Origin of the sequence: Candidatus Sulfotelmatobacter sp., assembly GCA_035498555.1 — a bacterium.
Classification (GTDB): domain Bacteria; phylum Eisenbacteria; class RBG-16-71-46; order RBG-16-71-46; family RBG-16-71-46; genus DATKAB01.
Genome location: DATKAB010000204.1, coordinates 1 through 9,940 on the forward strand (window position 1 = coordinate 1; position 9,940 = coordinate 9,940).

Genomic DNA, 9,940 nt, shown 5'->3' on the forward strand with positions numbered 1-9,940 from the left:
CTCGAAGTCCGAGAGATCGGGGCAAACGTTGAGCGCGAAGCCGTGGTACGTCACCCAGCGGCGAACCGCGACCCCGATCGAGGCCAGCTTGTCGCCGCCGGCCCAGATGCCGGTGCGCCCCGCGACGCGACGCGCCTCGATGTTCCAGCGCGCCGCGAGATCGAGCATGACCTGCTCCAGCTCGCGCAGGAAGCGATGCAGATCGTGGCCGAGTGAATCGAGGTCGCAGATCGGATAGCCGACCAACTGACCCGGGCCGTGCCAGGTGATGTCGCCGCCGCGTGCCACGTCGAACACCTCGAGCCCGCGCTCCGCGAGCGCCGCCTCGGGCACGCGCAGCTTGAGATCGCGCGCCGATCGGCCCACCGTCAGCACCGGCGGATGATCCGGGAACAGCAACCAATCGGCGCGCTCGCCGCGCTCGCGGCCTTCGACGCGGGCGCGGACCATGGCCTCCTGCAGTCGCAGGCCGTCGCGATAGGAGGTCGGTCCCAATGCCACGGCGTTCAGCGTCGCCATGCGAAGCTCCCGATCAGGCCACGAACCACAGCAGCTCCGGCTGCTCGAGCAGCGAGCAGACGCGGCGCAGGAACTTGACGGCCAGCTCGCCGTCCACCACCCGATGGTCGAATCCGATCGAGGCGTTCATCATCGGGCGAATCACGATCTGGCCATTCTTGACCACCGGCCGCTCGACGATCTTGTGGACGCCCATGATCGCCACCTCGGGCACGTTGATCACCGGCGACGAATTGGTCGCGCCGTAGACGCCGGCGTTGGTGATGCTGAACGTGCCGTCCTGGATCTCGTCGGGCTTCAGCCGATCGGCGCGGGCGCGCGCCGCGATGTCGTTCACTTCGGCCGCGATCTGCGCCAGATTCTTGCGATCGCAATCCTTGATGTTGGGAACGATCAGCCCCTTTTCATCCCGTCCCACAGCGATGCCGATGTTGTAATAGTGCTTGAGGATCATGGCGTCGCCCTGCGGCGACACCATGCCGTTCATCCACGGGTACTCCTTCAACGCCAGCGTCGCGGCCTTGATGAAGAACGGCATGTAGGTGAGCTTGACGCCCTGGGCTTCGAGCCGTGGCGACCATTCCTTCTTGAGCGCCACGATCGCGCTCATGTCGGCCTCGTCGAAGCAGTGGGTGTGCGCGGCGGTGTGCTTCGCCTTCACCATGTTCTCGGCGATCAGGCGGCGAACCTTGGTGAAGGGCACCGTCTCGGTGCGCGGGCCGCCGGCGGCCGGCGCCGCGGCGGCTCGCAGAAACGAAGGGAGAGGCTCGGCCGGGGTCGGAATGGCCGGAGCGAGCGGGCTCGCGAATCCGGGCGCCAGCGCGCCGGTCGGACCCGCCGCGCCGCGGCGGTTCAGGTAATCGAGCAAGTCGTCGCGTGTCACGCGCCCCGCGATCCCCGAGCCGCGAATCGATGCGATCTCGGCGGACGAGACGTTCTGCTCGCGCATGATCTTGCGAACCGCCGGCGAGAGATTGCGGCCGTCGCCGAGCGTGGAGTCGCCATTGCCGGCCGGCGCGGGCGCCACGCGCGAAGGCGGCGCCGCGGGCGGCGCGGCGGTGGCCGCGGGCGCGTACGTCGTGGGAGGCGCGGCGGGCGGGGCGGCCGCGGCGGCGCGAGCGGGAGCAGGCGCGACCGCGGCGGACGCGGTAGCCGGCGCGGCGGCGGATGGCGCGACGGCGGCTTCTCCGGCGCCGGCCAGCACGCCGATCTCGGTTCCGACCAGCACCGTCGTGCCCTCGGGCACCACGATCGACTGCAGCGTGCCGTCGGCCGGCGAAGGGATCTCGACGTTGATCTTGTCGGTCTGGATCTCGACCAGCGGCTCTTCCTTGCGCACCCGGTCGCCGACCGCCTTCAGCCATTTGGAAACCGTGCCCTCCGCGACGCTCTCCCCGAGCTGCGGAACCACGATCGAGATCGCCATGCTTCAACCCTCCCTGTGCGCGGCCCGTTCGGCCAGCGCTTTCTTTCGCCGTTCGAGGCGCAGGCGGCGTCGTTCGACCGCGCGCGCGTGCTCCTCCCTCTCTTCCTGAGTGTCGAGGATCAGCCGCGGCACCGGAGTGGGCCGCGAAGTGACCGGATCCAGCGCTACGAAGGTGACGTAGGCGGTCCCGGTCTGGCGACGCTCGCCGCTCAGCAGATCTTCGGACTCGACGTCCACACGGATTTCCATGCTGCTCTTGTCCACCAGAGTGATGCGCGAATGAATCAGCGCGAGCTGCCCGATCTGGATGGGCGCCAGGAACGACATCTCGTCGAACGAGGCCGTGACCACCGGCCGCCGACAGTGGCGGTTGGCGACCACCGCGGCCGCCAGGTCGATCCAGTGCATGACGGTACCACCCAGCACGCTGCCGTGGACATTGGCGTGCTGCGGCAGCACCAGCTGCGTCATCTCGGACGCGGAGTCGCGGACGTGGCGCGCCTGGTTTCGATCCTCGGTCAACGAGCGGTTCCCCTTCCGGAAAGAACGGCAGCCAGTATAGGGAAGCGCTCGGCGCCGCGCCAATCGCGGCCGAAGTCACGCTTGCGAGCCATGCCGATTCCCCTCGTAAACGCAGACGGCCGGGGATCTTTCGATCCCCGGCCGCCGCCTGAGACGTTGCGATTACTGCAGCAGGACGCCGCGCAGCACGCGCGTCTCGCTTCCCACCTTGAGGCGGTAGAAGTAGACGCCCGAATGCACGCGGTTGCCGGACGCGTCGAGTCCCGACCACTCGCGTGAGTACGTGCCCGCCGCGAACGAGCCGTTGGCCAGCTGCGCCACCTGGCGGCCCTGCAGGTCGAACACGCCGAGACTCACCTGCGAGTGCTTCGGAATCGCGAAGGCGATCTTGCTGGTGCGCGCCGGGTTCGGCGATATCGCGAACGAGATCGCCCCGATGCTGCCCGGGGTGACACCGACGTTCAACCCGTGGTCCACGATGTCGCTGGCATTGCGCGGACAGACGCGGAACGTGCCGGCGGCGAAGTGCAGGACGCCGGTGACGTCTACGGTGTGGGCCGAGTCCGGAGGCGTCACGCCGTTGAGCACGCCATTAAAATTAGAAACCAGAATCGTGTCGGAGAACGTGCCGTTCGGCCCGGCCGCGAACCAGCTCAAACCAACCGCGCGCTGCTCGGTCACCCGCACGTAGCTGATCTTGACCAGCATGCCCTCGAAGTCCTCGCCGGTCAGATGGGTCTGCGTCATGTCGGTGGTGGTGTCCTTGAGCACGGCGACCGGCTGAACGTTGGGGGCCGGAATGGTGCCGATGCCTTCGTCCGTCACCAGCACGGTGTTGAGGGCCTCGGTCTCACCGCCGAATTCCTGGACCACGCCGGCGATCTCGTAGCGATGACCCGGCAGAATCGGAGCGGTCGGGCCGAATACCGACATACCGCCGCGCTGCTGGCCGTTCTCGTCCATCATGTAATAGAGCGAGCCACCGTACGGAGCGATCCCGATGCCACGGAAGGTCAGCCGGGTGCCAGTGAGCGCACCAGCGCCAGCGAAGCGCGAGCGATCGTCGAACAGCGGCAGATTGGCCGGATCGGGCTGTTGAACCTCGGCGATCGTGAGAACGCCATTCACGAAGCTCCTCGTCTGCCCGGGCGAGATCACACAGGCCGGGCAGCTTGCGGCGCCGATGCCGGTAGCAGTCACCGACTCGAAGTCACCATCGGTGCGCACGCTCGTGATGTTCAGATCCACGACGCTGCCGGGGATGGTCTCCATCACCGCGGAATCCACCGTCGAGCCGTCGATGCCAGAGGCCAGTGTGTAATTTGCGGCATCTTGCGCCGTGGTCGGATCCACGTCGCGATCGAAGATCAGCCGGAGCTTGTTGTCCTCAATCGGATAGGCGTCGCCCAGGGTGGGAGGAACCGCGACGTAGACGTCGTTTCCTCCTCGAATCTGGATGCGATACGAGGTAGCGCCAGCCTGTGTGTTTTCGTTGACGATGCCGTAAATCGAATCGATGACGGTTCCGACCGATGGAGCGCTGGCAGCCACCGACGTGAGCGTGAAGCCGTCAACCAGCACGCTGTCGGCAGACGGCGGCACCGTGGTGACCAGGTAATTGCTCGACAGAATTCCCGTACCCGAGATCCGAGCGACCTTGAGCGGGCCGATGATCTTGACCAGACAGCCTTCCCAGGCCTCGCCCTGCGGCGAGGTCGCCGCGATCCAGCTCAGGTTGTGAACCGACACCGACGCGACTGGAGGCAGGCTAGTGTGGCCCACCTTGCGGATGATGATGTCGTTGGTGCTCTGATTCACGTCTGGCCCTTCGATCTCCGTGGTCCCGTTGACGTTGTCCGGGAACTCCTGCGTGGTTCCATAGACGGCCACACTGTCTCCCAGCACCAGGTTGCCGCCGCTCGGTGAACTGGGCACCGAACTCAGATAGTTGGAGGCGCCGGTAAAGATGTCGATGCCAGTCCAGGGGCCGGTGCCATTCTGGATGTAGAACCCGTAGGCCGAGCCGCGCGGGTCGAACCCGACGATCACGCCACGCACTCCGAGCACCGTGTCGAGGAGCGCGGGGTGGCAGGGGGCGAGCGTGGTGTCGGTCTGCTCGATCGAGTAGATCGTGAGCGAATCGGTACAGCTTCGGTAGGACGGCCCGGGCGGGTACTTATTGGCCGCCGAGGCCATTGTGGCCCCGAGCACCAGTAGCGCGGCGACCGCGAGAACTTGGGTGGCGAATTTCTTCATGGTCTCTTCCCTCGGTTGCGGTTCAAAGTTTGAAGAGTTGCGGACTTGGAGACTCAGGAGCACGACTCGAGGTTGGGCGTTAGCCTCCGTGCTGGTCCCCCCGGCCGGAAGCCTCGGAAGCGAGGCGGCCGGTAGGGCGGCGCAAGGGTTCGATCATGGGATGGTGAATGACGCCCCGAGTCTAACAGGAACCTGACCTAAGCCACAACGAAATAATGGGATGAGCGATCCGCGCGGGGCCGAATGCCGGCGGAAGTTTGCTGCTGCGGATCGCGGGAATCGTCCTGCGGGACGCGCTAAGGGGCGTAGAGCCCGTAGACCGGGTCGAACAGGGACTTGGCCAGGATTCTGAAGTTCCCGACCGCGATTCGGACCGGGAAGGAGTAGACGATGACCCGGCCACCCCCGGGCTGCCGCACGGTCATCGCGATCGGCTGCTGTTCCGGGGTCGCGGGGCTCATGGCGTTCGGCTTGGCCCAGATCAGCACGTTGCTCGTATCCACCGGTTCGAACGAACGCATTCCTGGAATCAGCAGAGACGTCTGAATGAAATTGAAGCTGTCGCGCAGGGCGCTCGAGCGCATTTGCGCCGCGGCACCCGAGGCGGCATCCCAGGCGACGGTGGAATCGTGGAAGGTGGCGTTGAGATAACGCCGCAGCCGGACGGCGCCGAAGTGCTGGATCGCGTAGCTCTCTGGGAACGGCGGAATCTGGAGCGCCGGATTCTGGAACAGACTGAGATTCGGCCCGTCGATCATGTTCATGTCTTCGAGATAGAAGCGCCCGCCGTGAGTGAAATAGGCGGCGATGCTGTCCCGGTGAGCCTGAAGCGTGGTGGCGGCGCTGGTCTCCCAGCCCCGGTACCAGATGACGGCGTCGAACTGGCGGAAGGTCTGGGCGAGATCGCGATCGGACCGGATTGCGGCCGGATTGAACTGGAGCTTGAGCACGCTGAAGGTGCCGGCGGGGAGGTTCCGCGCCAGAGCGTTCGCATACATCGTATCCACGGTGAAGTTGTTGACGACGCTGCTCCGGCAGTCGTCGATCAGCAGCGCGCGGCCGTTACCCGACATCGGCACCAGCCCCGGCGAGCGTACGTACCAAGTCGTGCTGGCCGCCGGGCCGAGGCGCCCGCCGTCGTCCACCGCCTGAACGTAGAGCGTGCGCGGGCCCGAACGCCACTGGCCGCCCTGCAGGAAGCGCGCGCTCGGCACCGTGTAGGTGGCGGTCGGCCCACCGCTGTAGACGCTGTCGTAGTCGGCCTGGCCGTCGAGATAGACGTGGAAGCTCAGATGCGCCAGATCGCCACCCGCGTCGCCCACGTTCCAGCTCACCGTTGCCGTAGCGTAGGTGCTGTCGGTCGCAGCCGGCGCCGAGGTGAAGATCACGGTCGGTGCGGTGTTGAGGAAGCTGAAGGTCTGCACCGCGGGGGTCGGATCCACCACTCCCTGATTGTCTACCGCGCGCACTTCGAACTTCGCCTTGGTGTAGCCACTCGGCGAGTAGATGGTGAACAGCGAATCGGTGCAGTCCTCGGTCGCGCACGGGATGCGATGCCAGCTGGTGTCGGCCGGCGCCGCACCATTGAAGAAGCGGATGTCGTAGGCGACCACCTCGCCGTCGGGATCGCTGCCGAACCAGTGGAGCCGCACGAGATGATTGACGGCCGCCAGGGTGTCGGGCGCGACCGAGCGCACCGCGATCACGGTCTCGGGCGGAATGTCTCCGACCAGCACCTTCTTGGCGCCACCACAGCCGCCCAGCAAGGCGTAGCCGAGCAGCAGGAGCGCCAGCGGTGCCAGAATCCGACGCGCGCTCATTCGCGATCCGATTTCACGATCAGGAACTTGCCCACCGTGCGCTTGCCGGTGTCCTTGTCCTCGACCGTGTAGAGATAGAGTCCGGTGGCCACCGGCTCGCCGGCCTTGGTGATCAGGTCCCAGGCGAACGACGTGCCGGACAGGCTCGGCGCGGCCAGCGGCGCGTCGCGCTGCGAGCTATACACCCCCCGCGCGTTCGAGCCGTTGTAGGTCGAACCGTCGAAGTTCTGCTCGAGGATCACGTCGCCCGAGAGGGTGATGATCTTGAGCGTGCACCGCTTGGGCAACCGCGTGAACCACAGGTAGTGGTCGCGGATGTTCTGGCCCTGATCCCAGCGCGCTTCGACCCGATAGGGATTGGGGAATACGACCGGGCCCTCGCCCTGGTCTTCACCCGGCGACGGCGATGGCACGGCCAGGGTGAGGTTCTGAGTCTGGCCGCTCTCGAGCGACTCGATGATGGTGTTGCCGAGATCGAAGGCGGTAATCGACGCATAATACTTGAACCCGTTTTTCAGCCCGTTGATCGAGTACTTGTACTGGTAATTGACGCCGTTGAAGTTGACGGGCGTCGCGAGTTTCACAGCATTGAATCCGGTGTTGAAGCCGGTGGTGTCGCCGGGTGGAACGTTGGAATCGAACGACGCGATCTGTTTCAGGTCGGATCGCGTCTCCCCCAGGTAGAGGCGATACCCCTCGAAGTCGTGCGGGATCGGACTGGTGGGGTCGACCGCGCTCTCCGGGGAATTGTCCCAGTAGAAGTCGAGTCCCTGATTGCGCGCCACCATGTGGAGGCGCGGAGAAGGGGGCGGTATGGGAACGATGTAGTTGAGATCGAAGGCGCGCTGCGCCACTCGCGAATTATGCTGGATGTCGAGATCGGTGGAGCCCCCCACCAACGCGAAGTCCACCGACACCGTGCTGTCGGTGTAGATGCGCGGAAACGGACCGAGGCAGATCAGCTCGACCGGGTCGCCGGTCACCGGCTGCAGAGAATCCCCGATGAAGGGCTGAATGGTCCCCGCCGACATGATCGCGTAACGCTGATTGTCGAACGCGCGATACGGGCTGCTCGGCGCCCAGCTCCACGCCGCCACCGTGACCTGTCTGGTGGTGGTGTCCTCGGCGAGCCCGTGCGTTCCGAGCGCCCGCACGCCGATCCAATAGGGCGCGCGAGCGTACTGGCAGCCATCCGGAATCGGCAGCGACGCGCAGTAGTGCTCGCGAAGCAGTCGGAGGGAATCGTCGCACACGATCTGCTTCTTGTTGAACCAGCTTCCGGTGCCGCTGGGATCGGCGCTGCTCGGCGCCCAGTTGACGTAGGCGTTCTTGTTGCCGCTCGCGAACTCGCTGTACCAGCCCACCCAGACGTTGGTCATGGTCGGGCCCGTGTTCTTGATATCGAAGTGCAGGAACAGGATGTTGGCATAATCGCTGAACGACCACGAATAAGTGGTCTGCGTGATCAGCAGGCCCATCGGCCGGTGATCTTCCTGATTGCTGGCCGCCCGCTTGGCCGGGAAATCGCTGAACTGAGCGATGATGTCCTGCTCGCTCACCGCGCTGGTGTTGTAGAACGGATCGGTGAGCAGGATCGAGCGGCGCCCGAATTCGTTGCCCGCGGGGGTGAACTCGGTCGCTCCCTGGCTGGCACTAGAGGTCGAACCGTCGGTGGTGCCGGTCACCACGTCGTTGGATTCGACGCCGCCAGCAGTCGTGTGCGCGCCGACCCACAGGCCACCGCGCACCATGTGCTCGTAGCCGAGCCCGGCCGGGTATTCGAGCGATGCCGCACGGGAAATGAAATTGTTGCCGAAGAAACCGTAGTTGGTGAGCGTCACGCTCATCAGATTGTTGCTGGTCACGACCTGGCGGTACTGAACCGAGTCGAGCGCGGTGACGTTCTCCTGCGAGAAGCGCTCACCCGCGCCACGGTGATCCAGGTCGGCGGCGCGCGCGGCGAGCGGAAGACCTGCCAACAGTAGTGCCAGGGTCGCGCCCAGGGCGCGCGCGCGATTCATGGAAGGAACGAGCTTCACCGGCGCCTCTGGAAGATGGAGACTTCGCCGCGTCCCGCGTCGGCGACGTAGACACGGTCGCTGTCGGCCGTGACTGCCACTGGCTGAAGGAGTCGCGGAGTGGTGACGTCGGTGTACACGTCGACGCGCTGGACCATCTCACTCAGTCCCTGCCCGATCCCCTGATAGCGGAAGACTCCGAAGTTGGGGCCACCGTTCACCACGTAGGCGAAGCCCGCCAGATCCGCACACACGTCGACCGGCGAGGTGAGCGGGCCATTGTCGGTATCGAGCATCAGGTAATCGTCTCCCGAGCGCGGGTCGCCGAGGCGTTGCGCTCGATTGTTGGCGGTGTCGGACAGGTAGAGTGCGCCGCTTCCGTTCGGGCTCCAATCCAGTCCCTGTGGATTCATGACGGTGCCGAGACCGGAGCCCTCCGCGAGCACGTAGGTCGGATCGCGATGCCAGTTGGAACCCGGCATGTTGGGGTCGCCCGCGCCACGCAGGTACCGATTGACCTGCCACACGAGGCGTCGGTAATAGAGGAACGGATTGTCGGGATTGATGGTCACCAGGATGTAGAGCCCGGAGACGTAGATGCGCTGCAGGTTGTCGACCGCGATGCCCTGCACCCACGCCATGGTCGTGTCGGTAAAGGTGCTGATGGTATCGCCGCCGTCCGGGAAGTACTCGCGCACGTGCCAGTAGTACTGGAAGTTCACGACGTTGCTGTCGCAGCGGCCGGAACTGGGACGCACCGCGCGAGCGAGGCAGGTATCGCCCTGATCGAGCACGAACAGCCGCGTCGCGGTGGCACACAGCGCCCAGGGATTGATCATGCCGTTGTATTGGTAGCTGAATTGCGTGTTCGAGTGAGTGGCGTAGGCGCGCACTTTTCCGGTGTCGTTGCCGGCGGTGCTGAAGAGCACGAACAGCTGCTCGTTCGACGTCACATCCGCCTTGGTCAACACCAGGTCACGGATGTTGGACAGCCCGCTCCAGCGGTCGATCAGGCCGTAGGTGCCGTTGCCCGGCACCACCGCCACGTGTTGCTCGGTGGGCAGCTTGAAACCCGTGCCGCATCCGGCGGCGAGCGAGATGAGCAAGAAAAGCGGAAGGACGAGGAGCCGTCGCATCAGAAGCTCAGCCCCAGGCTCAGGCGGTTGACCCCGCCCAGCGAGCCGCCGTCGGTGTAGCTGTAGTCGATCGTGGACTGAGTGCCGCCGATCTTGGCGAAGAAGCCCGCGCCCGCCGAAAGCTTCAGCAGGTCGGCGTTGATGTTGTAGCCGGCGCGCAGCGCAAAGGTCTTCTCCCACTGCCACTCGAGGCCCACCATCGAGCGCAGGGAATTGTCGGCCGGCTGGTTGAAGTCGATCGCG

8 protein-coding genes are annotated in these 9,940 nt (G+C 65.5%); all 8 read right to left on the minus strand.

The window, feature by feature from the left end; translation table 11 throughout:
* A partial coding sequence (lipB, locus tag VMJ70_15760) for a lipoyl(octanoyl) transferase LipB (protein HTO92587.1) occupies nucleotides 1–519 on the minus strand: 519 nt, incomplete at its 3' end.
* Between the two features lie 13 nt (nucleotides 520–532).
* A complete protein-coding gene (locus VMJ70_15765; GenBank protein HTO92588.1) occupies nucleotides 533–1,945 on the minus strand; it encodes a dihydrolipoamide acetyltransferase family protein in 1,413 nt (470 codons plus the stop codon).
* 3 nt (nucleotides 1,946–1,948) lie between these two features.
* On the minus strand, nucleotides 1,949–2,467 hold the full coding sequence (locus VMJ70_15770; protein HTO92589.1) for an acyl-CoA thioesterase: 519 nt from the start codon (nucleotides 2,465–2,467) through the stop codon (nucleotides 1,949–1,951).
* A 162-nt stretch (nucleotides 2,468–2,629) separates the two neighbouring features.
* The gene (locus VMJ70_15775; GenBank protein ID HTO92590.1) at nucleotides 2,630–4,723 is read right to left on the minus strand and encodes a T9SS type A sorting domain-containing protein; all 2,094 of its coding nucleotides are present in this window, start codon (nucleotides 4,721–4,723) and stop codon (nucleotides 2,630–2,632) included.
* A 296-nt stretch (nucleotides 4,724–5,019) separates the two neighbouring features.
* On the minus strand, nucleotides 5,020–6,543 hold the full coding sequence (locus VMJ70_15780; GenBank protein ID HTO92591.1) for a hypothetical protein: 1,524 nt from the start codon (nucleotides 6,541–6,543) through the stop codon (nucleotides 5,020–5,022).
* A complete protein-coding gene (locus VMJ70_15785) occupies nucleotides 6,540–8,582 on the minus strand; it encodes a hypothetical protein (GenBank protein HTO92592.1) in 2,043 nt (680 codons plus the stop codon). The genes VMJ70_15780 and VMJ70_15785 overlap by 4 nt, the downstream gene beginning before the upstream one ends.
* Nucleotides 8,579–9,697 carry a hypothetical protein gene (locus tag VMJ70_15790; protein HTO92593.1) on the minus strand — a complete coding sequence of 373 codons (1,119 nt, stop codon included), beginning with the start codon at nucleotides 9,695–9,697 and terminating at the stop codon, nucleotides 8,579–8,581. Before VMJ70_15790 ends, VMJ70_15785 begins: the two co-directional genes overlap by 4 nt.
* On the minus strand, nucleotides 9,697–9,940 hold a 244-nt coding region (locus tag VMJ70_15795), incomplete at its 5' end, for a hypothetical protein (GenBank protein ID HTO92594.1). The genes VMJ70_15790 and VMJ70_15795, both read right to left, overlap by 1 nt.

Excerpts from the sequence above, each read along its gene's own strand:
- VMJ70_15765 (HTO92588.1), bottom strand. The coding sequence starts at position 1,945 with ATGGCGATCTCGATCGTGGTTCCGCAGCTCGGGGAGAGCGTCGCGGAG.
- VMJ70_15775 (HTO92590.1), bottom strand. The coding sequence starts at position 4,723 with ATGAAGAAATTCGCCACCCAAGTTCTCGCGGTCGCCGCGCTACTGGTG.
- VMJ70_15780 (HTO92591.1), bottom strand. The coding sequence starts at position 6,543 with ATGAGCGCGCGTCGGATTCTGGCACCGCTGGCGCTCCTGCTGCTCGGC.
- VMJ70_15790 (HTO92593.1), bottom strand. The coding sequence starts at position 9,697 with ATGCGACGGCTCCTCGTCCTTCCGCTTTTCTTGCTCATCTCGCTCGCC.